This window comes from Halioxenophilus sp. WMMB6 (assembly GCF_033283405.1).
Classification (GTDB): Bacteria; Pseudomonadota; Gammaproteobacteria; order Pseudomonadales; family Cellvibrionaceae; genus Halioxenophilus.
In genome coordinates, this window is the sequence record NZ_JAWMQR010000001.1 from 359,422 (window position 1) to 385,605 (window position 26,184).

The 26,184-nt window shown below is 52.2% G+C and carries 22 protein-coding genes; 14 read left to right on the forward strand and 8 right to left on the reverse strand.

What is annotated here, in order from left to right; translation table 11 throughout:
- Positions 1–5 precede the first annotated feature (5 nt).
- Positions 6–239, forward strand: a complete 234-nt coding sequence (locus SBL51_RS01460; RefSeq protein ID WP_317928690.1) for a DUF2835 family protein — start codon at positions 6–8, stop codon at positions 237–239.
- 45 nt (positions 240–284) lie between these two features.
- A complete protein-coding gene (locus SBL51_RS01465) occupies positions 285–1,301 on the forward strand; it encodes a quinone-dependent dihydroorotate dehydrogenase (protein ID WP_317928691.1) in 1,017 nt (338 codons plus the stop codon).
- A 286-nt stretch (positions 1,302–1,587) separates the two neighbouring features.
- On the opposite strand, the gene rmf is transcribed toward SBL51_RS01465, so the two are convergent.
- Positions 1,588–1,791: a ribosome modulation factor gene (rmf, locus tag SBL51_RS01470; RefSeq protein ID WP_317928692.1), complete on the reverse strand. Its 204-nt coding sequence runs from the start codon at positions 1,789–1,791 to the stop codon at positions 1,588–1,590.
- Positions 1,792–2,160: 369 nt separating this feature from the next.
- Between rmf and rlmKL the strand changes: the two genes are divergently transcribed.
- From rlmKL to uvrB, 4 genes are all read left to right on the forward strand, one after another.
- A complete protein-coding gene (rlmKL, locus tag SBL51_RS01475) occupies positions 2,161–4,320 on the forward strand; it encodes a bifunctional 23S rRNA (guanine(2069)-N(7))-methyltransferase RlmK/23S rRNA (guanine(2445)-N(2))-methyltransferase RlmL (protein ID WP_317928693.1) in 2,160 nt (719 codons plus the stop codon).
- A 24-nt stretch (positions 4,321–4,344) separates the two neighbouring features.
- A complete protein-coding gene (locus SBL51_RS01480) occupies positions 4,345–5,226 on the forward strand; it encodes a CHAD domain-containing protein (protein WP_317928694.1) in 882 nt (293 codons plus the stop codon).
- 31 nt (positions 5,227–5,257) lie between these two features.
- Positions 5,258–5,722 (forward strand): CYTH domain-containing protein, encoded by a 465-nt coding sequence (locus SBL51_RS01485; RefSeq protein ID WP_317928695.1) that lies wholly within the window; start codon positions 5,258–5,260, stop codon positions 5,720–5,722.
- Positions 5,723–5,869: 147 nt separating this feature from the next.
- Positions 5,870–7,867, forward strand: coding sequence for an excinuclease ABC subunit UvrB (gene uvrB, locus SBL51_RS01490; protein WP_317928696.1), 1,998 nt, complete (start codon positions 5,870–5,872; stop codon positions 7,865–7,867).
- A 23-nt stretch (positions 7,868–7,890) separates the two neighbouring features.
- Here the strand turns inward: uvrB and SBL51_RS01495 are convergent, their stop codons facing one another.
- Both SBL51_RS01495 and SBL51_RS01500 read right to left on the reverse strand, forming a co-directional pair.
- Positions 7,891–10,071, reverse strand: a complete 2,181-nt coding sequence (locus SBL51_RS01495; RefSeq protein WP_317928697.1) for a bifunctional serine/threonine-protein kinase/formylglycine-generating enzyme family protein — start codon at positions 10,069–10,071, stop codon at positions 7,891–7,893.
- A 16-nt stretch (positions 10,072–10,087) separates the two neighbouring features.
- On the reverse strand, positions 10,088–10,867 hold the full coding sequence (locus SBL51_RS01500) for a PP2C family protein-serine/threonine phosphatase (RefSeq protein WP_317928698.1): 780 nt from the start codon (positions 10,865–10,867) through the stop codon (positions 10,088–10,090).
- A gap of 205 nt (positions 10,868–11,072) precedes the next feature.
- On the opposite strand from SBL51_RS01500, the gene SBL51_RS01505 reads away from it, so the two are divergent.
- The 3 genes from SBL51_RS01505 to SBL51_RS01515 all read left to right on the forward strand — a co-directional run bounded on the left by SBL51_RS01505 (position 11,073) and on the right by SBL51_RS01515 (position 13,440).
- Positions 11,073–11,942 (forward strand): FHA domain-containing protein, encoded by an 870-nt coding sequence (locus SBL51_RS01505; RefSeq protein ID WP_317928699.1) that lies wholly within the window; start codon positions 11,073–11,075, stop codon positions 11,940–11,942.
- A gap of 19 nt (positions 11,943–11,961) precedes the next feature.
- The gene (locus tag SBL51_RS01510) at positions 11,962–12,258 is read left to right on the forward strand and encodes a glutaredoxin family protein (protein ID WP_317928700.1); all 297 of its coding nucleotides are present in this window, start codon (positions 11,962–11,964) and stop codon (positions 12,256–12,258) included.
- A gap of 240 nt (positions 12,259–12,498) precedes the next feature.
- Entirely contained in the window at positions 12,499–13,440 is a 942-nt protein-coding gene (locus tag SBL51_RS01515) for a chemotaxis protein (protein ID WP_317928701.1), read from the forward strand.
- Between the two features lie 34 nt (positions 13,441–13,474).
- On the opposite strand, the gene SBL51_RS01520 is transcribed toward SBL51_RS01515, so the two are convergent.
- Positions 13,475–15,454 (reverse strand): transglycosylase SLT domain-containing protein, encoded by a 1,980-nt coding sequence (locus SBL51_RS01520; RefSeq protein WP_317928702.1) that lies wholly within the window; start codon positions 15,452–15,454, stop codon positions 13,475–13,477.
- A 168-nt stretch (positions 15,455–15,622) separates the two neighbouring features.
- Between SBL51_RS01520 and SBL51_RS01525 the strand changes: the two genes are divergently transcribed.
- Positions 15,623–17,545, forward strand: a complete 1,923-nt coding sequence (locus SBL51_RS01525) for an ATP-binding cassette domain-containing protein (protein ID WP_317928703.1) — start codon at positions 15,623–15,625, stop codon at positions 17,543–17,545.
- Positions 17,546–17,669: 124 nt separating this feature from the next.
- Here SBL51_RS01525 and SBL51_RS01530 read toward each other — a convergent pair whose 3' ends face one another.
- The gene (locus tag SBL51_RS01530; RefSeq protein ID WP_317928704.1) at positions 17,670–18,101 is read right to left on the reverse strand and encodes a universal stress protein; all 432 of its coding nucleotides are present in this window, start codon (positions 18,099–18,101) and stop codon (positions 17,670–17,672) included.
- A gap of 104 nt (positions 18,102–18,205) precedes the next feature.
- On the opposite strand from SBL51_RS01530, the gene SBL51_RS01535 reads away from it, so the two are divergent.
- Entirely contained in the window at positions 18,206–18,682 is a 477-nt protein-coding gene (locus SBL51_RS01535) for a hypothetical protein (RefSeq protein WP_317928705.1), read from the forward strand.
- 10 nt (positions 18,683–18,692) lie between these two features.
- Here the strand turns inward: SBL51_RS01535 and SBL51_RS01540 are convergent, their stop codons facing one another.
- The gene (locus SBL51_RS01540) at positions 18,693–19,331 is read right to left on the reverse strand and encodes a hypothetical protein (RefSeq protein ID WP_317928706.1); all 639 of its coding nucleotides are present in this window, start codon (positions 19,329–19,331) and stop codon (positions 18,693–18,695) included.
- Between the two features lie 404 nt (positions 19,332–19,735).
- On the opposite strand from SBL51_RS01540, the gene topA reads away from it, so the two are divergent.
- Together topA and SBL51_RS01550 are read left to right on the forward strand one after the other, a co-directional pair.
- On the forward strand, positions 19,736–22,387 hold the full coding sequence (topA, locus tag SBL51_RS01545) for a type I DNA topoisomerase (RefSeq protein WP_317928707.1): 2,652 nt from the start codon (positions 19,736–19,738) through the stop codon (positions 22,385–22,387).
- Between the two features lie 50 nt (positions 22,388–22,437).
- Positions 22,438–22,968 carry a DUF6586 family protein gene (locus SBL51_RS01550; protein ID WP_317928708.1) on the forward strand — a complete coding sequence of 177 codons (531 nt, stop codon included), beginning with the start codon at positions 22,438–22,440 and terminating at the stop codon, positions 22,966–22,968.
- Between the two features lie 602 nt (positions 22,969–23,570).
- On the opposite strand, the gene SBL51_RS01555 is transcribed toward SBL51_RS01550, so the two are convergent.
- Both SBL51_RS01555 and lexA read right to left on the reverse strand, forming a co-directional pair.
- Complete coding sequence (locus tag SBL51_RS01555; protein ID WP_317928709.1) at positions 23,571–24,026, reverse strand: hypothetical protein; 456 nt, start codon at positions 24,024–24,026, stop codon at positions 23,571–23,573.
- Positions 24,026–24,637, reverse strand: coding sequence for a transcriptional repressor LexA (lexA, locus tag SBL51_RS01560; protein ID WP_317928710.1), 612 nt, complete (start codon positions 24,635–24,637; stop codon positions 24,026–24,028). The genes SBL51_RS01555 and lexA overlap by 1 nt, the downstream gene beginning before the upstream one ends.
- Positions 24,638–25,107: 470 nt before the next feature.
- Here lexA and nagZ point away from each other — a divergent pair, with 470 nt between their 5' ends.
- Positions 25,108–26,145, forward strand: coding sequence for a beta-N-acetylhexosaminidase (nagZ, locus tag SBL51_RS01565; RefSeq protein WP_317928711.1), 1,038 nt, complete (start codon positions 25,108–25,110; stop codon positions 26,143–26,145).
- The last annotated feature ends 39 nt before the right edge of the window (positions 26,146–26,184 follow it).

A 26,184-nucleotide genomic window follows, 5' to 3' on the forward strand; every position in this document is an offset into this window, starting at 1 on the left:
CTGTTATGTCCAACTTTATTGAGGTTTCCATCGCCATCAGCCGGGAGGAGTTGCTTATACTCTACCGGCGTGGCAGTGCCGTGGTTAATGCTCGGGCTCTGGACGGCCGGCGGGTGCAGTTTCCCGCCACCGCCTTGCGGCCCTGGGTGGATCACTGGGGTGTACGAGGAAATTTTCGGATTTACTTTGATCAGAATAACCGCTTGAGTAGAATTGAGCCCGCCAACAGTCGCGGCTAGCGATGGCGCTATGCCCCGATCATTTCCCCGCCAGTCAGGTTATCTATGTATCAGCTAATACGAAATCTTCTCTTCCGCCTGGATCCAGAGCTCTCACACGAATTTAGTCTCGATTGGATTGGAGCGCTCTACCGCCTTGGAATTCTGCCAGTCGTTGCACCGAAAGTGGTGGATAACCCTGTTGAAGTGATGGGATTATCTTTCGCGAACCCCGTTGGCCTGGCAGCAGGCCTGGATAAAAACGCCGATTACTACAATGCCCTGGGCTGCTTGGGTTTTGGCTTTGTTGAGGTGGGTACCGTGACTCCGCTAGCGCAGCCAGGTAATGACCAGCCGCGGCTGTTCCGCTTGCCGGAAAAACAGGCAATTATCAATCGCATGGGGTTTAACAATCTGGGCGTTGAGCACCTTGTTGAGCGGGTAAAACAGCGGAAATACACCGGTGTCCTCGGTATCAATATTGGTAAGAACAAGGTCACCCCGGAAGAGAGTGCTCTGGATGATTATTTAATCGCCTTGCGCGCGGTTTTTCCCTATGCCGATTACGTTACGGTAAATATCTCCTCTCCCAATACGCCCGGTTTGCGCAATCTGCAATTCGGTGAGACTTTATCTAACCTGTTGCGTGGTATTCATGAGCAGCGTCTGGCATTAAGCGAGGAACACCAACGGCAGGTGCCCATCGCTGTAAAAATTGCGCCTGACATGTCTGAGGAAGAGATTAAACAGGTGGCCGAAACCATCGCCGAGCAGAAAATGGATGCCATCATTGCCACCAATACCACTTTGGATAAATCTTCTGTTGAACAGCTGGAATTTGGTAGCGAAGCCGGTGGCTTATCCGGCCTGCCGGTGCGGGATAAATCGACACAGGTTATCAAAACAATAAATGCCGTATTGGGCGATGCCTTGCCGATTATTGGTGTGGGTGGCATCTTCTCGGCCGACGATGCGCTTGAGAAGCTAGAGGCCGGCGCCAGCCTGGTGCAAATCTACACCGGGTTTATCTATCAGGGACCAGGCTTAATTGCAGAAATAAATCGGGCCCTTCAGAATCGTTAAACGGTTCGATGTTTTGTCTTCAAATAATAAAGATATGAATGCTGTGGTTTTTATCGCCCCGGGTTTAACTGCCCTGAATTTAATTGCAAAGCCGAGCAAGTAATAAGGCAGGGGGTTGTGCGAGGCAAGCCGCATTGCCACTGGTTGTGACAATGCGGCTTTTCGCACTAGGCTTCGTTGGAAGCCGTCAATGACTAAACACCGGGTGTTTAGTAGCTTGGAAAGCTATTGGCCGGATCTTAGGCCTTACGTAGTGACTGATAAATGGATTAAAAGAGGTATCCGATTAGAAATTTGTGAGTTTTTGAGTGGATGCGAAGCGGTTAAAACCGTTCCATTGATCTTTGCGTCCTTCACGCCAGCCGTTGAGCCAATCAAACCGAGTTTTAATGGTTTCGTGCGGGCATGTGCTACGTGATCGCCCTTCAAAACCAGCCATATATCCTTTGCTGAAAGCCCGTTCAGATGGATTGCGCTTCTGACGTTTCATGGTTTAGCGTACCTCTTTGTTGGTATTTTTCGATGATATTTGCTAACCAGCACCGTGCACCCCTTTTTTGGCCCAGGTACTCATAGCGGCAGTTAAAAACGCTATGATTACGGGGTTGCTTCAGGAGCCGGAAGGTCAGTAGACCAAAATTGATAAGTGGTTTGAACGATCGAATATTTCTAAAAGATGACGACAATATGACGTAAAAGTATATTTTTCCTTACGTTTTGTGCTTAATAGCCGCGGGGCGGGGGTTGAGCCGGTTTATGAACGCTAATTCTAATAGATCCCGCAGTTTTAATAATGAATCGATCCACTACTTTTTTGATTTCGATCTCATTCCCTAATTGAATTTAAAGAAGAACTTATATGCATGAATTTTTTTCCACCTGCCCTAAAGGGCTGGAACCGCTACTGCAACAGGAGGTTGTTAGCCTGGGTGGGGAGTTTCAACGTGAAACCGTAGGTGGCGTCTGGTTTTTGGCGAGCCTGGCGGTGAGCTATCGCGTTTGTCTCTGGTCCCGCATTGCCAATAAGGTCTATCTGCCGCTGGCGGTCAAGCCGGTTACTACGGCGGAGCAGCTCTATGAGGTAGTGGCCGATATCCCCTGGGAGGACCACATCAACCCCTCAGGTTCCCTCTGGATCGATTTTCGGGGCACCAACAAATATCTGCGTGATACCCAATTTGGTGCTCTTAAGGCGAAGGATGCCCTGGTCGACCGTATTCGCAGCCGCTTTGGCGAGCGTCCCTCCGTAGCTAAACAGAATCCCGACCTCACGCTCAGCCTGCGCCTGGCAAAAGGGCAGCTGACAGTACTGCTCGATCTGTGTGGCGAGAGCCTGCACCGCCGGGGTTATCGAATGGAGCAGGGGGCGGCACCGCTGAAAGAGAACCTCGCAGCCGGTATTCTCTATCGGTGCGAGTGGCCGGCTTTAGCCAAGCAGGGGGCACCGCTGCTCGACCCTATGTGTGGCTCTGGCACTTTGCTGATTGAAGCCGCATTGATGGCGGCCGACATAGCCCCGGGCTTACAACGCTCGTCATTTGCCTTTGAACGCTGGCTCAACCACCAAAATGATATCTGGCTGGAACTGCGCGAAGAGGCGTTTGCCCGGGTAGACAAAAATAAGATAGGGGAGATTCGCGGTTACGATATTCACCGCGGAGTATTAGATGCTGCCGAGCACAACATTGAAGACGCGGGCCTTGCAGGTTACGTGCGCGTTTCTGCCAAGCCCGTTAATGAATTCAAAAAACCCACTCACCGCGATATAGGCTGCGGCCTGATTGTCACCAATCCGCCCTATGGTGAACGTCTGGGTGATGTGCAGGCGTTGACCACGCTCTACAGTGATCTTGGCCGCTCGCTGCGTGAAGAGTTTGTTGGCTGGCAGGCCGGTGTGTTTACCGGCAACCCCGACCTGGGCAAATTCATGGGTCTGCGTAGCCACAAAAAATACAAACTCTTTAATGGCAGCCTGCCGGCGGAGCTATTGCTCTTTAATGTGCAGCCCGAGCAGTTTGTGAATGCTCCACCCCCCGAAGCCATCCTGACCAGACCCAGCGATCCCTATAAGGTGACTGAGGGTGCCCGGATGGTAATGAACCGACTGCAAAAAAATCTCAAGCAGTTAAGCAAATGGGTGAAGGCTAATAATATTGAGTGCTATCGACTCTACGATGCTGATATGCCTGAATACTCCGCTGCTGTGGATCTGTACGGCGAGTATATACACATACAGGAGTACCAGGCACCTAAGTCTGTGGATGAGAAGCGGGCCGCGGAGCGGTTTCACGACCTGGTGGCGGCGGTTAAGCAGGTATTACAACCGGACCTGGATAAAATCAGTATCAAGCAGCGCCGTCGTAACAAGGGTAAGCAACAATATGAGCGGGCCGAACAGGCCAGCCATCGAACGCTGGTAATGCGGGAGGGCGATGCACAACTGGAAGTGAACTTGTGGGATTACCTCGATACAGGCCTGTTTTTGGATCATCGCCCGGTGCGCAAGTTGATTGCCGAGCAGGCGCTCAATAAAAAGTTTTTAAATCTCTTCTGTTATACCGCGACGGCCAGTGTGCAGGCGGCTTTGGGCGGTGCCCGCGAAACGGTCAGTGTCGATATGTCGCATACTTACCTGGAGTGGGCCAAACGCAACTTCGCCAAAAATAATTTGCGCAGTAACAAACACCGTTTTGAACAAGCCGATTGTATCGAGTGGTTACAACGTTGCCGGGAGGGGTTTGATCTGATTTTGTTGGATCCGCCCACCTTTTCCAACTCCAAGCGCATGCAGGGTGTATTGGATATTCAGCGTGATCATCCGGCACTAATCAAACGCTGCATGGAGCTGTTAACGGCCGACGGACTGTTGATATTTTCCAATAATTTGCGCTCTTTTAAGCTGGATAATACGCTGGCGGAGGCTTATAAAGTGGTGGATTATCACGAGCAGTCTATCGATCCGGATTTTAAACGTAACCAAAAAATACATCAGTGCTGGTTGCTACAACATAAGCGTTAATGTTCACGTAAGGGAGCGGGCGCTATGAAATTGGTTTTTCAGGTAAACGAACCCGTAGCGCTCTCTGTGCGCCGCATCCACCGGCAACTACTGCGCAAAACGGTAGCTCTGCTGCAGTCCCCGACGCCACCGGCAGATGCAGTCCACTCGGCAAGGAAAAACATTAAACGCCTGCGGGCGCTGTTGCGGTTGGTTCGCACCGGTTTGGGGGAGTCGGCCTTTCACCAGGCCAACAGCCTGCTACGCGATGTCAACCGCTCGCTGTGCGATCTGCGGGATGAGCAGGCGTTGTGGGAGACCCACGCGCGTCTGGTAAAGCACCGCAAAAAGAGTTGCCAAGAATCCTGCCTGCAAGCGATGGCTGCGCTATTGCAACAGAAGTCGGGCCAACAGCAGTCGCTTACGGGTTGTCCACAGGCCATCCCGGCAGCGGCCGCACAGCAACTCAGCCTCTGCCTGTTAACGCCATTACCGCTCAATTTTACCCGGCAGAACGATGCCGTGTTGGGCATCTGCGAAAGTTACCAACTGAGCCGTAATCTCTACCGGCAATGTAAGCACTCGCACGATGTTAAGTTGATGCACGCCTGGCGCAAGCGGGTAAAGGATTTTGTTTATCAGGCGCAGTATCTGGCGGCGCTCTATCCTGCTGTACTGCCACCGTGGCTCGATTGCCAAACCCAGTTGGCCGATCTATTAGGTGAGTATCAGGACCTATCCACGCTAACCGATTGGCTAGCTCAGAATCGCAGCCTGTCTAAAAAAGGTGAAAAGTCGCTTTATCGGGCAATGATAACGCTGATTGAAAAGGAGCAGGCCACCCTTAAAAAGTCTGCGCTTAAGCTCGGTGATAAGCTGTTTCGCAAAAAGCCGGCCGAGATCTATCAATCCCTGGCTGAACAGTAATGTTTACTCCCCACTGCTTGGAGCTGATCGTATGGCTTTGGAAATTGAACGTAAATTTTTGGTAGATAGCCAGCGGTTGGGCGCGCTTGGCGATGGGGAAATGATTTGCCAGGGGTATATCCCAACGGCGACAAAAACAGCCGTGCGGGTTCGAATCAAAGGCGCGAACGCCTATTTAACCATTAAAGGGGAAAATCGAGGTGCTGTGCGGGCTGAGTTCGAGTATCCCATTCCTCTGGCTGATGCCGAAATCATGTTGGAACAGCTCTGTACCGGCCCCAAAATTGAGAAAACCCGTTATACCCTTACACTCGCTTCGCACTGCTGGGAGATCGATATATTTCACGGGAACAATGAGGGTTTGATTGTGGCGGAAGTCGAGCTCGACAATGAGCACGAGGCCTTGCCATTGCCCCCCTGGGTTACCGCAGAGGTGACCGACGATCCCCGCTATTACAATGTCAATCTGCTACATCACCCGTTTTGTGACTGGTAGCGGCTCTGCTCCGGGCTTGGCACTGGGGCTGTGGTGGCGATTCGGCGTCTGTTTTACTTGCTCGGAGCAGGGTAGTTGGGTTGTCGAGCTGAGCGGCAATCCTGGTTATACTCCCCCTTTTGGGTCGACTATCCTGGGAGTTGTAGCATGTCCAAGCAGTTTGAGGTGGAGAGCCAATTCGAGCCTGCAGGCGATCAACCGGAGGCAATCCGGCGATTGGTCGAGGGTATTGAAAATGGCCTGGCCCACCAGACGCTGTTAGGGGTAACCGGCTCCGGCAAAACCTTCACCATTGCCAATGTTATCGCCCAGGTACAGCGCCCAACCATGATCATGGCGCACAATAAAACTCTAGCCGCACAGCTTTACGGCGAATTCAAGGAGTTTTTCCCACACAACTCCGTAGAGTACTTTGTCTCCTACTACGACTACTACCAGCCTGAAGCCTACGTACCTTCATCGGATACCTTCATTGAGAAAGATGCCTCCATTAACGAGCACATAGAGCAGATGCGCCTCTCTGCCACCAAGGCGTTGATGGAGCGTAAGGATGCCATCATCGTGGCAACGGTTTCGGCGATCTACGGTTTGGGGGACCCGGATGCCTACCTGAAGATGGTGTTGCATCTGGTACGTGGCGACCAGGTTAGCCAGCGTGATATTTTGCGACGCCTGGCGGAGCTGCAGTACACCCGCAATGATGCCGATTTTCATCGCGCCACCTACCGCTCCCGGGGCGAGGTGATCGATATCTTCCCTGCCGACTCCGAGCGTGAGGCCATTCGTGTTGAGCTGTTTGACGACGAGGTGGAAAATATCTCCGCCTTTGACCCGTTAACCGGTGAAATTTTAGGGCGCATGCCGCGCGTTACCATCTACCCAAAATCGCACTATGTGACGCCCAGGAGCCGGGTGTTGGAGGCGATCGACCAGATTAAAGACGAGTTAAGGGTTCGCTCTGAGCAGCTGCGCTCGGCGGATAAACTGGTGGAGCTACAGCGACTGGAGCAGCGCACCAAGTACGACCTGGAGATGATGCAGGAGCTCGGTTACTGTACGGGCATTGAAAACTACTCGCGCTACCTCTCCGGCCGGGGTGAAGGTGAGCCACCGCCGACGCTATTCGACTACCTGCCGCCCGACGCGCTCTTGGTGATCGATGAATCCCACGTCACCGTGCCGCAAATTGGTGGCATGTATCGCGGTGACCGCTCCCGTAAAGAGACGCTGGTTGAGTACGGCTTTCGACTGCCATCGGCACTCGATAACCGCCCTCTGCGCTTCGATGAGTGGGAGCGCCTGGCGCCACAGATGATTTTTGTCTCGGCCACACCGGGTGACTACGAAGCCAAGCACGCCGGGCAGGTGGTGGAGCAGGTAGTGCGGCCCACCGGGTTGGTCGACCCAGAAATTGAGATTCGACCAGCCAGCAGCCAGGTGGACGACTGCCTGAGTGAAATTCATAAACGGGTCGAGGCCAACGAGCGGGTGTTAATTACTACCCTAACCAAACGTATGGCCGAGGATTTAACCGAGTACCTGCAGGACCATGGCGTAAGAGTTCGCTACTTGCATTCGGATATCGACACTGTCGAGCGGGTGGAGATCATTCGTGATCTGCGCATCGGCGAGTTTGATGTTCTGGTGGGGATCAACCTGTTACGGGAGGGACTGGATATGCCAGAGGTCTCTCTGGTGGCTATCTTCGATGCCGACAAAGAGGGTTTTCTGCGCTCTGACCGCTCGCTGATTCAAACCATCGGCCGGGCCGCTCGTAATGTGAACGGCAAAGCTATTCTCTACGCCGAAAAAATAACTGGCTCCATGCAGCGGGCGATGGACGAGACCGAACGCCGCCGGGCCAAACAGATTGAATTCAATGACGAGCACGGCATCACGCCACAAGGTATCAAAAAGCGGGTGGCCGATATTCTGGAAGGGGCACACTTCCAGGCCGGCAGCAGTTTAAAGTCGAACAAACGCGGTCGTAAGGCGGTGGCGGATATTCAGGTCGACAGCAGTAAGGATGGCTGGCATCAGATTGCTGATCTGGAACAGAAAATGATGCAGGCGGCTAAAGATCTGGAATTTGAGCTGGCGGCGCAGTACCGCGATAAAATTCAGTCGCTTAAGAACACCCTTTAAGGGTGTTAATTAAGTTAAGGCGGTTAATCAAGCGGTGTCGGTTCGGGCGTGTACGTGCCTTCTGAGTAGCGTGGCAGCGCCAGGATGACGCGAAAGCCGATATGGCGATCGAGAAACTCAGGTGGCTGGTGGTCTCTACGAAAAACATTTAACTCTTCAATAGGGTCGAGAAAACTGCCACCACGAATGACTCTTTCGCACTCTGCTTCGGACGGTGGCGTGACCTGGTAGGAGCGGCTGTAACAGCTGCTGACCCATTCGGCGACATTGCCGCCCAGGTCGTAGAGCCCCTGCGGACTGGCACCATAACTGGCCACCGGGGCGGTCTTGCCGCCAAACAGGGTAACGTAGGCACTGCGGCAGCCCTTGCGACAGTTGGCCTGCTCCCGGCCGCTCTCCGCCGTACCCGGCCAGGGGTACTCCTGGTTGCCACCATTGCTGGCAGCATATTCCCACTCCACTTCAGTTGGTAGTCGATAGGGCTGACCGGTATTGGCGGCCAACCATTGCACATAGCCCTGGGCATCGTCCCAGCTGATGTTTATCACTGGGCGTTGGTCCCGCCCCCAATCCTGATCCGACGATGACGGCAGGCCGACGGCCCTGCGATAGGCATCGAACTGGGCAAAAGTGGTTTCGGTTTTGGCAATGGCGAAGGGGCGGGGCATCTCCTCCTCATGGCGCGGCTGACTATCGCTGTAGCGCAGGCTGCCCATGACAAATACCCCGGGACCCAGCACAACCAGTTCCGGCCCTGGCGAGCCATCGGCCAGTGTATGCTGGATCACCTCGCCCGGTAACTTGGCCGGTGGTAGTTCGATGGAGACGGTTTTAGGCTCATCGCTGATGGTTACCCAGGACTCGGCCTGAAAATAACCAGTGGCTTGGGCTTGAATCAGGTATTTCCCATTGGGTAACGCCATGCCGGGCAGATACTTCTCTTTAATGTTCATGATGCGGATCTGGGCATTTTCCGGGGTTGTAGTGACCGTCAGGTTATAGCGAGTCAATTGTGCCGCTGGGTCGATAGTGGTGGGTTGATTTTGTTCGCTATTGCCGGCGGAGTTGGCTGCGGAACCATCCTGGTTGTCTGAGAGAGTACCGGGTGCGATGGTGGCGTTTGCGATTACCGGGGTGGGCAGCTTCTCGTAGCTTTGCCAATACCAGTATGCAGTGGCGGATGAGCCAATTAAGATCAGCAGAAAAAGGGCCGCCACCAATTTTGTACTGGATTTTTTGGTAAGCGCTTCATCGTCGAAGGCAAGTTGGATTTCAGTAATTCGCAATTTATTGAGGGCGTTATGGCTATTTCTGTTCCGGTTCAGCCAAGGAAACCAGGCGGGAAAACGCGGTCGATGTTTAGCCAGTTTCGTCTTGCGTGTTCTTAACTCTGCACCACTGCCATCGCTATTCAGTTTTTCCAGTACTTCGCCAATGGCATCCGCCACTTCCCGGGCTGTTTGCAGGCGGTCTTGTGGTTTTTTGGCCGACATCAGGTCGAGCAGTGGTTGCAATTGTGCGTATTTGGGCGGGAGCTTGGGTACCGGCGCGGTTAGGTGTTGAATGGCTATAGCCACCGCTTCTTCACCTTCATAGGGTGGGCTGCCGGTAAGCATTTCAAATAATACGATCCCCAGGCTGTAGATATCGGAGCGCCCGTCCAACTCCTTGCCACGCGCTTGTTCGGGGCTCATGTAGCTGGGTGTACCCAGTACTGTGCCGGCGTTGGTCATCTTGGTGGCGCTGCTCACGGCCCGGGCGACGCCGAAGTCGGAGAGAATGGCTGTGCCATCGCCGCGCAGGAGGATGTTCTCCGGTTTGATATCGCGATGGATGTAACCCATGGTATGGGCGTGGTCCAGCGCCAGTGCCACCTGTTGTACTATGCTCAAACACTCCTTGGCGGTCATTCCCTGTCTGATTTTATTGGCCACCGAGCCCTGCTCGAGGTAGTCCATGGCGATATAGTTAATCGTTTTATGCCGCCCAATATCGTGAATAGCAACAATATTGGGGTGGTTTAGCTGGCTGACGATTTTCGCCTCTCGCTGGAAACGCTCACTAAAGATTGGGTCTGCGTTGAGCGCCGGTGCCATCACCTTGAGCGCGACTAAACGTTTTAAGTTCTCCTGTTCAGCCAAATAGACGGTAGACATACCCCCTTGACTGATTTTACGGATGATTCTGTAGCCCGGTATCTGCATTTCGTGTGCGCTTTGCTTAAGCTGGTGTCAATTTGGGAAGGAGTGACAATAGCTTTTGCCGAAAGCTGTCGATCCATGAGGGCTGTTTGGGGGACTCTACGATAATGACGGTAATATTATCGTTACCGCCTTTGGCGATGGCGGCCTGTACCAACAGTTCCACGGCATTTTCACTGCCGTTGCAAGAGGATAAGATTTGGCTTATTGCCTGGTCGTCCAGCTCGCCTGTTAAGCCATCACTGCACAACAGCAGCCACTGATTTGGCCGCCAGATACCTGCCGTTTTACCCACTTTAACCTGCTCCTGTGAGCGGTTGCCCAGACATTGGGTAATAACATTACGCTGTGGGTGGACCCGCGCCTCCTCCTCTGTGATGCTGCCCTGATCAATTAACGTCTGGACGAAAGAGTGATCCTGGGTCAACCGTTCAAGAAGGTTTTGGCCGGTACCAAAGGTATAGCGGTAGGCGCGACTGTCTCCGACCCAACCGACCTCATACTGGTCTCCCAAATGGTGAAGGGCTACACCGGTGGAACCCATGCTATGGCGGTTTTTGCCTCCGGCTTGGAGGATGTCCTGATGGGTTTTTGAGAGTGAATCTGTCAGAGAAACGCCTGCGGCGATATAGCGATGTGTTTGAAAAATAGCCATTGCGGCGGCAACTTCACCAGCATCGTGCCCCCCCATGCCATCGGCAACCATAAATAACCCCAGGTTGACATCCACTGTGTAGGAGTCTTCGTTATTGGTTCGCACTTTTCCGGGGTCTGTTTTTGCCGCAAACGATACAGGCATAGGGTATCCGGGTTCCTTTTAATTAATTATGTCGGTGTTGCCACCGGCTATGGCTGGCGCAAATTCTTTGTAAAAGATCCAGTTAGTGTCGATTTTGCCACAGATATCAGTACTGCGCTTGGGCTGTTAGATGGCCTGCGGTAGTATCGAATTATAGGCTACGCTACATTTAGTATAGCCAGCATGATTTTTTAAGGGATCTAGTATGCTTAAGCTTAGGATTTCGGGCGACAGCAAAAGCGGTATTTGGCTGGTTGAGCCAAAAATAACGGTGGGCCGCGCCGCTTCCAACAATTTGGTCATAACTGATCCTGAAGTGGATGATTGTCACATCGAGATTTTTGCCAAGGGTGAGGAGCTGATCATCCATCGCCGTTCCGATAAGCCTAGCTTGGTAAATGGCAAAAAGCTGGGTGTTAAAGCGCGAATCAATGTTAATGATGAAATTATCATCGGCAACACCCGACTAGAGGTTGTTGATCCCAAAGCTGAGCGTGCCCAAAGCGCACCAGTGGCCCCGCAACAGGGCAGCGAATGGTCACTGCTGCCGGTGCAAACGGGGCTCAGCCGCAACCGTTATCCACTTGCCGACGGTACGGTGATCGGCCGCTCGAAAGAGTGTGATATTGTCATTTTGTTGGCCCATCTGTCCCGTCGCCACGCACAATTTCGTTTGTTAGCCAATAACCGGTTGGAGATCACCGATCTCAACTCTTCCAACGGTACCTTTGTAAACGGTAAACAGATCACCACTGCTTTTTTGAACCACGGTGACGAAGTGCGCTTTGATACTCTGAGCTTTACCGTTGCCGGCCCCAAGGAGCTCTCTTTGCCAAAGGAAGATTCCGACCGGACGGTGATGCGCCCCATGGCTAACGTTGAGCTGAAAAGCGCGCTGGCCGAAAAGATGAAAAATAGTCCCCAACCGCGCATTAAATCCCTGCGCGCTACTGCCGCACCCGAGCCAAACAATAGTGCGGCTGCTAAATCCGGTAATGGTGTGGTGCTCACTCTTTTGGGCTTGATTGCGGCTGTGGTGATTGTCGGCCTAGTGATCTGGTTATTAACCCAGTAAACCGAGTTGAACAGCCCGCATGCCGCCTACTACCAGCACAAAGCAAACACCGCTCTATCTGTTAACTACCGAGGGCTGCTCGCTGTGTGAAAAGGCCAAGGAGCAGTTGTGGGATGCGGTTAGCCACTTTAGCCTGACATTGGTTGAGTTGGATATCGTCGACGACCGTGACCTGTTTGAGCGCTTCTCTGTGCAGATTCCGGTAGTTACTCTGCACAATCCCGTTCCCCCTGCCAAAGAGTGTTATCTCGGTTGGCCGTTTGATCGTGAGCAGGTGTACTTCTGGCTTGCTGAAAACCTCAAAAACCGCACTTAGCGTCCCCTGAGTTAGCCTCCCCCTAACCCCGCATGGGCGATTCTGGCTATTTTTTAAACTGCTAAACTTATATTAATTGCCTGGTCGCTGGCTTCCCTGCAGGGCTGCGTGATTGACCCCTGCCCAGCTCAAGAGTTGTGCCCAGGCGCCGATAAGCCAATGAATCGGTCCATAAATTCACAAGTTGTGGGTGCTTGGCTAGAGTCAGATTTTAAGATTGCTAGGAAAGGTTTTTGTAACATGTCGAAATTGATGAAGTCGGTCGATAGCCGTACAAAATTGGTGGGCGAGAACCGACTTGAATTGTTGCTCTTTAAGTTGGGTGGCCAGCAGACGTTTGCCATAAACGTATTTAAAGTTCGTGAAGTGGTGGCGTTACCGAGGCTATCAGCAATACCGAATCGGCATCCAGCGGTTTGTGGCGTCGCCCACCTGCGCGGTGCCAGCTTTTCGGTGATTGATCTGCAAGCAGCGCTCGGTCGCAGCCCTCTGTATGGCAGTAACAAGGCTACTAACCTGATTATCAGCGAATACAATAGTTCAGTGCAGGGTTTTCTGGTGGGTGAGGTGGATAGGATTGTCAACCTGAATTGGGAGGTGATTATGCCGCCACCTGTCTCCAGTGGCGTCAACCACTTTCTCACCGCGCTAACTCAGTTGGATGGCCGCTTGATTCAGATTATCGATGTTGAAAAAGTATTGGCCGAGATTGTGCCCTACAACACGGATGTATCGCCCGAGGTGCTCAATGACGATCTACGCAGCTGGGCAGTTGCCAATGAAATAAAAGTATTGATTGTTGATGATTCCACCACCGCCCGGCAACAGTTGGTGAGTACACTGGCCAAGCTGGGTGTGGGGTGTATGCAAGCCAGAAATGGCACGGAAGGGTTGGCATTGCTTAAGCAGATGGCCAGTAGAGGGCCGATAACCGATGCCATTATGTTGATGATTACTGATGCCGAAATGCCGGAGATGGATGGCTATCGACTAACGCATGAAGTCCGCAGCGTCCCCGAGTTGTCGGAATTACACATCATTATGCACACCTCGTTGAGTGGTGCCTTCAATCAGGCGCTGGTTGATAAGGTGGGTTGTAATGAATTTTTATCGAAATTCCGCCCGGATGAGGTGGCCGGAGTAGTGCAGAGGGCTCTGCAGGTGTTCAGAGCCGCTCGTTAAGCGACCGACTCACTTTTCGCTAGTGAAAGACCTCTTACAGAGGCTCTTCCATCTCGCTAACCTGCAGCAGTTTTGAATCGATACCCAAGCGGTGACTGTAGATCAGAGAGTAGGTGAGTACATTTTGGACATAGCCACGGGTCTCTTTAAAGGGGATGGTTTCGATCCAGATATCATAGGCGACCTGTTTACCAACCGGATTTAACCAGCTATCCACGCGATGGGGGCCGGCATTGTAGGCCGCGGTAGCCAGAATACGGTTGCCGCCAAACCGCTCCAGCATCTGGCTTAAATAGGAGCCGCCCAGCAATAGGTTTTGCTTGGGTTGCAATAGGTCTGACTTGTTGTAGCGCACTCCAATCTTCTTCGCCGTTTGCAGGGCTGTGGTTGGCATTAACTGCATTAAACCCATGGCGCCAGCGGGAGAGCGGGCGTCGGCGGCGAAGGCACTCTCCTGGCGGGCGATGGCCAGAATGTACTCAGGGGCGACGCTTGAGGCTTCCGACGCGGTGGCGACTTCCTGGCTATAGATAACCGGGAACCGAAGGTCGAGATCATCCCAATATTTTGCCTGCCCTAAAGATTCAATGGTTTTGCGGTGCCAGCCCCAGCTGTTGGCCAGTTGACCGGCAGCCAGAAGCTGCGCGTGGTCCAGAAGTTGGGTGCCGTAGCGCCACTCCATTCTGGCCTGGTTTAAGTAACCCAGTTTAAACAGCTCGCGGGAACGCTCTAGTGCGGGAATATTTTCCACCGCCTGTATCTCTTCAGCGCTCGATTCCACAGCTCTGTGGCCCATGGTATAGGGGCTTTCAGTTCTCTCGGCTGATAGGAAGCCATAAAAATCACGGTGGTTGGCCAGCTCGCGATACTGTTGTGCAATCTGTTCTGGGGTTTGTAATTTCTGTTCTTCAATTGCCCGGATGCTCCAGTAGCGCCAGCGTTCACTGATTTGCTCATCGGCGGGCAGTTGAGAGATAAGGGCAATAACGGCGGACCAGTCCTGTACTTTTAATGCGTCGCGCAGTTGCCGTTCTGTTACACGTGAACTGACAATCTGATTGCGCTCCAAAAGGCGGTTGGCGGTATTGGGGTGGCCGTCGAGAATTAGTTGGTAAGCCAGATACTCAACCGTTTCGTTACGCTGTTCCTGCTCGAGCAGCAGGGCGGAATCAAATTTTTCCCACTCATGCAGCGCTGCCACGGAGTCGTATTTGGCATAGCGGCGCACACCAAAATGGATGATCTCCTGCATCTCTGCGCTGGTATCGAGCGAGCCCTGTAAACGGTGTAGCCGGGAAGGGTAGTTGTACAACTCCAGCATGGTGTCGGCTAAAGCCTGGTGTTTTTCGTCCATCAACCCTCTGACGTAGTGTGCCAGGGCGAGTTTGCGGTTGCCGATGGATTTGACATAACGGGACCAGGCGACATCTGAGGTGAAGTAGTCGCTGTCTAACCAGGCGGCAAAGAGTGCATCGCAGCGCTTGGGCAGGGACTTGCCCTCATTCCAGAGGGTGGCTACGTCGTTGAGAGCTTCTGGGTCGCCATTGTTGCTGCGTGCCATCAGATAGAGACAGTGTAACCCGGTATCCGCGACGTTGGGTTGGTAATAGCTCTGGAATTCATGCCAACGTCTTTTGGAGGCGAGAACTTCCAGCCAGCTCTTTAACAGCCGATCAGCCAACCAGCTGTTGGCGTTTTCATCCAGAAAGGCATCGACCTCTTGATAGGGGAGCGTGTTTAAACTGGCATTCAGATGTTGAAACTGCAGGTAGGGGATTAATGGGTAGTCGGCCAGCTGGTCGTAGGGGATCTCATCCAGATTGATTGCGCGGGTGCTGAGTTGTCCCCGGATGCTGGAGTAGAGCTCCCGTTGTGTTTCGAGTGAGGTTTGTTCAACTGCCTCGGTATTGGCAGTGGTGCCCAGGCTGGCAATCAGTAACGAGAGGCCAGCGGCCACATTAATTGCTAGGTTTTTTCCTTTTCGGCCAGGTTGCTGCAACTGGAGGCGCCGCATTTATCTCTCCGTTGTGGGGATTGTTATTTCTCGAGCATCTAAAACAAGCACAATTGTAGTCAGTAAAAAGCATTATAGTACGCAACTTCAAGTTGCACTTGGAATGCAAGTCTCAATTGATACTATATTCCTCCCGCCATTTAAAGCAGATTATTCCTAAAACTACATATGTTATTGATAAAATTAGAAAATGCTTGTTTAAACTTCGGTACCACTGTGCTTTTGGATAGGCAGGGATTGGAGATCTATAAAGGCGATCGTTTGTGCCTGATAGGCCGTAACGGTGCCGGTAAATCGAGTTTATTGAAGGTATTAGATGGGGAGCTGGCGCTGGATGACGGCTCTGTCTGGCGTAAGCCCGCACTAAAGATTGCTCGGTTGGAGCAGGATCTACCGGATGCCGATGATCTCACAGTGTTCGACTCCGTAGCCTTGGGCTTGGGAGAGATTGGTTCGTTGATTCATCGTTATACACAGCTGTCGCTACAGATGTCGGATGGGGCAGATGTCGAGAAGCTAGCCAGGTTACAGCACCAGATTGAAGCCGCAGACGGTTGGCGGTTAAACCAGAAAATCGACACTGTTTTAACGCGTCTGTCACTGGATGGCAGCCGCTTCATGCACGAATTGTCGGGTGGATGGCGGCGACGAGTGGCCTTGGCTCGTGCGCTGGTAAGTGAGCCTGACCTGCTGCTACTGGATGAACCCACCAACCATCTGGATCTGGAGACCATCAGTTGGCTGGAACAACAGCTGCTCACGTTTGATGGAGCCATCGTCTTTATTACTCACGACCGGGCCTTTCTTAAAGCGGTGGCATCGTCCATCGGTGAGTTGGATCGCGGCAAGATTTTAAAGTTTAGTGGCGGTATTGACGCCTTTAACGACTATAAAGAGGCGCTGTTGGCTGAGGAGGCCCGCCATAATGCCCTGTTTGATAAACGGTTGGCGGAGGAGGAGCGCTGGATACGGCAGGGCATCAAGGCTCGTCGCACGCGCAATGAGGGCCGGGTACGGGCTTTAAAAGCCATGCGCGTAGAGCGCTCTCAACGGCTGGAGCAACAGGGATCGGCACAGATCAACATCACCGATAGCCAACGCTCCGGTAAGCTGGTTGCCGAGCTCAAACGGGTTTCGCACGGCTATGGTGGCCGCTGCCTTATCAGTGACTTCAGTACTGTTATTCAACGCGGTGATCGTGTAGGCCTGATTGGACCCAACGGTGCCGGTAAGAGTACGCTGTTGAAGATTATTCTGGGGCAGCTCAAGCCCGACGAGGGCGATATTCGTTTGGGCACCGGGCTTAATATTGCCTACTTTGACCAGATGCGCGAACAACTCAATCTGGATGCCACTCCGGTCGACAATGTGGCAGAAGGCCGTGATTTTATCGAAATTAACGGCAATCAACGCCACGTCATCAGCTATCTCAATGACTTTTTGTTCACCGGCGATCGCGCCCGCACACCGCTGCGAGCGCTGTCTGGTGGTGAGCGTAATCGCGTTCTGCTGGCTAAGCTGTTTAGCAAGCCCAGTAACCTATTGGTGCTGGATGAACCTACCAATGATCTAGACGTGGAAACACTCGAGCTGCTGGAAGAGGTGTTAGGGGATTATAAAGGAACTTTACTGCTGGTGAGCCATGACCGGGAGTTCCTCAATAACGTCGTCACCAGTACCATTGCGTTTGAGGGTGAAGGTTGCGTTCGTGAATACGTGGGCGGTTACGACGACTGGTTGCGGCAGAGTACGGGCTTTCATATATCTGGTACGCAATCACCTGGCCCTGTGGCCAAATCAGCTGAGAATTCTCCACCGGTTGCTGATGCTCTACCCCTGCCAGCCACAAAACCGGCTAAGAAGGCCAACAAGCTCAGTTACAAACTACAGCGGGAGTTAGACTCATTACCTGGGCAGATAGAGGCTTTGGAAGCAGAGATTGCTGGCCTTGAGCAGCAAGTGGCGGCGCCGGAGTTCTATCAAGGAACGCGCGAAGCAGTTGAGAGCACACTCGCTCTTTTAAGTGAGTCTCAGCAAAAGTTGGAAGTCGCAATGGAGCGCTGGCTTGAGCTGGAGGCGATGCAGGAGTAGTAGGCAGGGTAGTGTTGGACGTTAACCGCCGGCGTTGCCGTGGCAACACCGGACGGTTCGACTGCAAGCGATTGCACTGCTTATCGGGCCATTGCAATGGTTCTTTACAGCACGGCTTTATGGTCTATTTGACGCGCACCGCCAATACATCGCACTGACTGCCATGCAGTACGGAGTTGGAAGTGGAGCCCAGCAGCAGCGACAGGCCATGACGACCGTGACTGCCCACCACGATTAGATCACCGCCATTTTGTGTGGCTATGGCATGCAGTTCATTCGCCGGTTGCCCGACCACAATAAACTGGTTGTCCGATGCAATACCAAACTCCTCGCCCAACTTGGCAAGATCCTTAGTGGCTTGGGTTTCTATCTGCTCTTGCACAGAAGAGATGTCCATGGGGATATCGCCACCGTAGGTAAATACGAGTGGTTCAATAACGTGGGCAATTGAGAGCTTGGCTTTGGTGGCGTCTGCCAGGAATTTGGCTTTCTCCACAATCTGTTTGGAGTCATTCGAAAGATCAAGCCCGGCGATGATATGTTTATATGTGCTCATGGTTCCCCCATAGGTAGCAGCTTTGTGGCCTCAATAGTAACCAACTCTTTGCAAGAGTAAACTACCTCTTCTCTATTAAAGTGAATTTGATGTGGTGCAATTGAATGCAAAGTTGGCTGCCAATTCTATTTGTAATATTTGCCATCGCCATGGCGGTCGGCCCGGTGATGTTGATGCAGCCCACCGCTCAGCAGCGTCGTTTGGCCAGTGTCCGCGCGCGCGCGGCCAAAGCCGGCTTATCTGTGGGTAGTACTGTGTGGCCGGAGAAGCTGCAGCAAAAGCCCATCGGCATTATGCGCTACACCAAGCCGTGGAAACGCTCCACTCCATCATTGCCTTACACTTTGCTGTTTCGTAAAAACTACCCTCATGACATGCACGTGGCCGGTATTTGGGAGGCTCACCCCTCCGGCAAGAACCTGCCACCGTGGCTGGGGGAATTTCTCTCATCGGAGACAATTCCCCCGTCAGTAAAGGCGTTGGGAGTGGCTCCAGAGGGGGCTTTTATCGATTGGGATGAGCTGAAAGAAGCAGAGTTGGAGGCGATCATCTCGCTTTTGCAAACTATGGTCGACTCTTAACGGTCGACCATTAAGAGGCGGCCTCTTCGCTACCCAGCGCTGGTTGTATATCCGGGTTGAAATCGGTTTCGGGCATCAATTCTTCTGAGAGCGAGACCCGGCGGTTGGCAATAATCTCTTTTAGCTCCCGGATCATGGTCGTGCGGCGCTTATCCGGGTGCGAGGATTGAGCCAGGGCTGATTTTGCTCTTTGGTAGTAGGCCTTGGCCGGCAACACTTCACCCCGATTGGTCGCCTGATGCCCTTGGGCGACGTAGGAGAGCACCGAGATCATCAGTCGCGCCCATGCCAGGCTGGCCCGAAAGCTGTTCAGCTCTTCTGGGCTGATCAGCCCCAGGGCCTGCCGGCGGGAGAGTAGTACAGCTGCCTTCTCAAGTTGCTTTTGGGTGAGCGCTATGTGGGAGTCTGATTCGCGAATGCGGTAGACCCGCCCCTTGGCTTGCTCTTGGATCAACTCCTCCTGCAGTGCCATGGCGTTGTTAAGCGCCGCCAGGACATAACCATCTCCAGGCTCCAGTTCACGCATGGATTCGGTCATATTGATCGCTTCTTCGTTCAAAATGCGGGAAATTGATCGGGGTTCGACCGTTTGATCAACTGTGGCGATTATCTGTTGCAGCTCCTCATATTGGGCCTTCAGGACACGCATTTTGCTCTTGATGAGCCGTTTACGAGTCTCTATATGATTGGCCCAGCTAACCACTAATAGCGAAGAGACGCTGATGGCCGAGAATAGGAGTAGTGCAAAAAATGAGCTCATAAGAGAAGTTTGAATTGGTTCTATATGCTAATAATGTCGGCGGACGGAGAGATTTTTTTAGTCCTATCGCACTCTATAATAACTATGATGATATTAGTGCCAAACTGCCTGTCTGTACGTCGTCTTGTTGCCAAATTTAGGCCGATTACCCATGAAAATTCTCAATATGACCTACCTTTGTCTAAACGGTATCGCTTGACCCCTACCAAAACAGGACTTATATATGCGGCTCTAGCAGTCTGCTGCTTCGTTTAGAACAAAAATCAATCACTGACTCAGGGCAACCCTAAAGCATGAGTAAATCTTTAGTAATTGTGGAATCACCCGCTAAGGCAAAAACCATCAACAAATATCTGGGTAAAGATTTTGTGGTGAAGTCGAGCGTCGGTCATATTCGAGATCTACCGACCAAAGGAGGCCAAAGTGGTGGGATAGACGCCAAGGAGCGCGCGCGCCAGGCGGCAATTACTCGGAAGATGTCTGCTGAACAGAAGGTGGTCCACAAACAGAAGAAAGCCAAAGAGCAGCTCATCAAAAAGATGGGGATTGACCCCGAGCACGGCTGGCAGGCCACTTACGAGATCCTGCCCGGCAAGGAGAAGGTCGTTTCCGAGCTGAAAGCACTGGCCAGTAAGGCCGACACCATCTATCTGGCAACGGACTTGGATAGAGAGGGGGAGGCTATTGCCTGGCATCTGCGCGAAGCAATTGGCGGCGATGAAGCCCGTTATCGCCGGGTTGTATTCAACGAAATTACCAAGTCCGCCATCCAGGAGGCATTTAAGTCGCCGGGGCCGGTGGATATGAACCGGGTCAATGCACAGCAATCCCGGCGCTTCCTGGACCGCATAGTTGGTTATATGGTGTCGCCACTGCTGTGGGAGAAGGTCGCGCGCGGACTCTCTGCTGGCCGCGTACAGTCGGTGGCGGTAAAGCTGATCGTTGAGCGGGAAAACGAGATCCGCGCATTTATCCCGGAAGAGTATTGGACTCTGCACGCGGATCTTATCAGCCCTGATAAAGACCAGCTTCGCTTCGAAGTTAAAAAGTACAAAGATAAGGCCTACCGGCCGGAGAAACAGGCAGATTCCGATACTGCCGTTGCCACCCTATCGCCGGCAAAATACCAGGTTACCGCACGGGAAGATAAGCCAACTCAATCCAAACCCTCAGCCCCATTCATTACCTCCACACTGCAACAGGCGGCCAGTAATCGCTTGGGTTTCAGTGTTAAAAAGACCATGACCATGGCCCAGCGTCTTTACGAGGCGGGCTACATAACCTATATGCGTACCGACTCTACCAATCTGAGTCAGGAGGCTATCTCAGCCTGCCGGAATTTCGTCCAGAGCAGCTATGGTGATAAGTATCTGCCTGCCACGCCTAATATCTACTCCAGCAAAGCCGGCGCTCAAGAGGCGCACGAAGCGATTCGCCCGTCAGATGTAACCATCAAACCAACGCAACTGTCGGGCATGGAGCGTGACGCAGAGCGCCTCTATACCTTGATCTGGCAGCAGTTTGTGGCCTGCCAGATGCCCCCCGCCGAGTTCACCAGTACCAACGTGGTGATTGAAACTGAAGGCTATGAATTGCGCACCCGTGGCCGGGTAATCCGCTTTGATGGCTTCCTGAAAGTGCTGCCGATGGTCTCTAAGAAAGAGGAAGACCAGGTGTTGCCAGAGGTGAAGGTGGGTGATGTGTTATCACTCAAAGCTTTAGATCCCGCCCAGCACTTTACCAAACCCCCCGCGCGCTACAGTGAAGCGAGCCTGGTGAAGGAGCTTGAAAAACGGGGTATTGGCCGTCCTTCAACCTATGCTGCGATCATCTCGACCATTCAGGAGCGCGGCTATGTCCGCTTGGAGAACCGACGTTTCTACGCTGAAAAAATGGGTGACATTGTCACTGAGCGGCTGCAGGAGAGTTTCAATGATCTGATGGACTATGGCTTTACGGCCAAGATGGAGGAGTCTCTCGATCAGGTGGCCGACGGCAAATTGGGCTGGTCCCAGGTACTGGACGAGTTTTACGACGATTTTTCAGATCGATTGTCTGAAGCTCAGGACTCCGAGCACGGTATGCGTGCCAATAGCCCCACCAATACCGATATCCCCTGTGAAACCTGTGGTCGCCCGATGCAGATTCGAACGGCCAGTACCGGCGTCTTCCTGGGCTGTTCTGGCTATGCGCTGCCGCCTAAGGAGCGATGCAAATCCACTAAAAACTTGATTTCAGGCGATGAAGCCGTTGACGTGGATGCTGACGATGAAGCGGAATCCAGGTTGCTACGCTCCAAGCGTCGTTGTCCCATCTGTAATACCGCGATGGATAGTTACCTTATGGACGAAACCCATAAGATCCATATTTGTGGTCGCAACCCAGATTGTTCCGGGTACGAGGTGGAAGAGGGCAAATTTAAGATCAAAGGCTATGATGGTCCTACCATCGAGTGTGATAAATGCGGCCAGGAGATGCAACTGAAGACGGGCCGCTTTGGCAAATATTTTGGTTGTACTAACGACGCTTGTAGTAACACGCGTAAATTGTTGAAAAGTGGTGAAGCGGCTCCACCGAAGATGGACCCGGTACCAATGCCAGAATTGGCCTGTGAAAAGGTGGACGATGTGTATGTGCTGCGTGATGGCGCATCCGGACTTTTCCTGGCTGCCAGTCAATTCCCCAAAAATCGGGAAACCCGAGCACCTTATATTGATGAGCTGATACCCCATAAAGATGAAATTGATCCTAAATATCATTTTCTGTTAAAGGCGCCCGTCAAAGATGACGATGGCAACCGTGTGTTAGTTCGTTTTAGCCGTAAAACCAAAGAGCAGTACGTCCAAACTGAAATTGATGGTAAGGCTACCGGTTGGAAAGCCTTCTACGAGGGCGGTAAATGGGCGGTAACCAAGCCTCCCGTTAAAAAGTCCAAGAGCGGGTAGGTGAGGGCTTTTGGCTCCCACAGCTAGGCTAATGGAGTCCTTTGTTTTGTATGTTAGAGCGTAGCCGGCGGACAGTTAGTCAGAAACTTCAGTTTTCTAAGACACTACTGGTGTTGGCAGAGAGCGTGGCGGGTGTTGAGCGTTTGACGCTCCTGGCTAGTTGCTGTCTGCAGTTGCAGGCGGTTATTCAAAGCCACCTAATTGAACTGCAGCAGGCCGCCAAGTCAATGGGATACGCCGAGTGGCAAAACCTACCCGTTACTATCGCTCAGTTAACGATGCTCGATGCCAACAATGTATGGTTGCCAGAGCTGAAAGTATTGATACAGTTAAGCCGGCAGAAAGATCACTGGCTGAATCAATTACTGACACTAAATAAGACTTTGGTAACCAAGCCCGCTAGATTGGAGGTCGACGGAAAATTTGCTGAGGATAGTGGGAGTATTAATCTGATTCAGACAGATGGAGTTGTCATCGACAGCAGCGAGACAATTACTCTCTCTTTGCCGCAATGTAAGTGGTTATGGTCGGAATGCGATGAATTCATAAATCATCAACGATCCACCACTCAGGAATACTAAAATCTTAGAATGGTAAAAAGAGCTATTCGCTCGTGACTTATTGGTGTTTCTGATTAACAAGCAATTTTGGTTAATCGGTGCCTTTGGTTAATCGGTGCCTTTGGTTAATCGGTGCCTTTGGTTAATCGGTGCTTTAGGTTTAAGGGTACTTTTGTCTATTGGTTTTGCGTTCAACAGGAAAAGTGGGCCTTTCAAGCCTGCTGTATGGTAGGTAGGCGCTACGCTACTGATACCGAGTGCGCCCGAGGCAAATAAATTAAGCTATATTGCAGATCAAGCTACTACAACAATGAAGCAACATCCGAAAGACCGCTTTGTACAGAGCAGTAAGCTATTATCTTCTGCTCCTTCTGCTCCTTCTGCTCCTTCTGCTCCTTCTGCTCCTTTTGCTTCCTTGCTTCCTCTGTTCCCAATGTAGCTGATTTCCGCTTTAGTGTTGTGGCTGTCGCCAGTTAATCCACAATAGCGATAGTGCACCTACATTATTGAACAAGGGTTTGCTTATAGCTCTGGTTTTCAACGCCACTCAACGCCTATGGCGCGTTTTGACAAGGGCACTCTTTTCCCGGTAGTTTGTGGCTACACAGGAAGTCGCGGTCAGTTTAGAACTCATCTCGGCTGGTAACAAACAACCCCAAAGAGCCGCCCAGCTTAGCGGCCGCATTAAGCGCAGCCAGTTGCTCTGGGTTAAACTTGTTGGTGGCATTTGCCGCTTCCTGAATGGCTACTACGCAGTGGCTATTACCTGCCTGGAGGGCCTGGTGAGTAAGTTGGTAGAGGTCATGTTTGCTGCTGGTGTAAACAAAGCGTACGCATGAATTATTTAAACCAAATTGGGTAAAAAGTTCTGGATCAGGCCGGGTTGCGCTTATCCAGGTAATCCAGCGGTTGCCACTAACCCGGGATTGATAGTTCAACATGGGTAACAGTAGCGGCAGATAATCCGGGCAATAACGGGAAACCAGTAGTTCGGTAATGTAATCCAGTGACGCTGGGGCTTGCTCAACCTGCTGGGCAGGTCGACGTGCGATGGGTGAGAGCGGGAGTGCAATAGCCATTAATAAACTCCTAATCGAATAACACCAACACTAAGGCCTTCTATGCTGAAATCCTGCTCGCGCAGATCGACATAAATAGGCTCGAACTCTTCATTTTCTGGCAGTAACTCAACTTGGTTACGATTTTTGCCACGACGCAACCGTTTTACAGTTACTTCATCACCGATGCGCGCGACAATTATCTGCCCGGAACGCACCTGATTGGTTTTGTGTACAGCCAACAGGTCACCTTCCAGGATTCCGACATCTTTCATACTCATGCCGCGAACTTTCAACAGATAATCTGCGGCGGGAGAGAAGGTATTTGGGGAGAGATCCAGAAAGTTTTCGATGTTCTCTTGGGCGAGTATGGGGTAGCCGGCAGCAACCAGGCCTACGATTGGCAACCCGCTCTGTTCCATTTCTGGGATACGAATCCCGCGTGAGGCCCCGGGAACCATCTCGATTACCCCTTTTCTGGCGAGTGCTCGCAGATGCTCTTCAGCGGCGTTGGCGGAGCGAAACCCCAATATCTCAGCAATTTCTGCGCGAGTAGGGGGGTAGCCAGTCTCTTCAAGATGCGACTTGATGAGATCCAGAATCTGCTGTTGCCGGGCTGTGAGTTTTTCCATAACCATACTCTTCAGGTGCATTGTAGCGATGGGCAATTCGCAGTAGGTTGAATCTGCGCTTTGCTCACCATCCATTCGACAATTGATGGGGCAGCTTGCTGCTGCCCACATTCCGGTGAAAGGCCTGGTATTACCAGAGTAAATCACGCGGATCTGAATATTTATACAGTACTTTATATCTCACATTTACTGTATGTACAACCAGTTTTTTGTAAGTCGTTGCAATGTAAAGTGGTAAATTATAGCCTCTAAGGTCACCTGTCCCTCACTTTGTTACAGCGACCAAGTGGTTCTTCCATGTATGCAGTAGATAGGCTGTGGCGTGGTTTGAGATATCGTGTGGATTCTATAACTCATTGAATCTTATGAAATTGTTTCCATTGGTAATGCGCGTCATGCTTGACAGTATCGGCCTGGCGTCTTAGTGTTTCGGCTTTTCAATTTGCCGGTACTACCGGTGTGATTTGCCTATGTCTGTAGTTCCGCAAACGCCTAGTGGCCCAGCCATCGTTGATATCGAGGGTCACCATTTAACAGAGGAGGATAGGGATATTCTTCGCCATCCCGCCGTTGCCGGTATTATTTTGTTTGCCCGCAATATCGCTTCATTTGCGCAGGTGCGCGAGCTGTGCCGGGAGATGAAGACTTTACGTCCCGATCTGTTGATCTGTGTTGATCAGGAGGGGGGGCGTGTACAGCGTTTGCGTGACGGGTTTTCTCGTCTTCCGCCGATGGCTAGGTTGGGCCACCGCTATCAGAGCTCGCCGTCCGAAGCATTGGCAGATGCCCAGGAGATTGGTTGGCTTATGGCGGCCGAGGTTCGTTCGGCTGGCATTGATTTAAGCCTGGCTCCAGTGTTGGATATGGACGATAACTTTTGCCCGGCGATAGGTGACCGTGCATTTGGTGCTGGCGCTGACCAGGTGATTCAATTGGCCCAGGCGTTTATACAAGGTATGAACAGCACTGGTATGGGGGCAATAGGAAAGCACTTCCCCGGACATGGCAAGGTTAATGTCGACAGCCACTTCGACCTGCCGGTCGACCAACGCTCATTGTCCGAGCTATGGGATGATGACATGCTACCATTCCGCGCCCTGGCTTCCTCTTTAGCCGGCATCATGCCGGCGCATATTCTTTTCCCTCAAATCGATTCCCAGGCTGTGGGCTTCTCCTCTCATTGGCTACAAGTGCTTCTACGTACCCGTCTTGGCTTCCAGGGGCTGATTTTCAGCGATGATTTAAGTATGTCTGCCGCCGCAAGTGGTGGTGGTTACCGGGAGCGAACCAGAGCAGCATTGGCGGCCGGGTGCGACTTACTACTGTTATGTAATAACCGGAGCGAAGCTCTTCCTGTGTTGGATGATCTGATTCATCAACAATTGAGTGCTCGAGCCCAGCAGCAGAAATTGGCGCTGCTGCTGGATGGTCATTCAAAGGGGGCTCAAGTTGATCCTTCCCGTCGAGTCAGGGTTCGTGAGCAAATAGAGACGATGTACTTGGTATGATCTGCCTTGGGCGCTGGTTGTCTGCAGGGCGTTATCCTG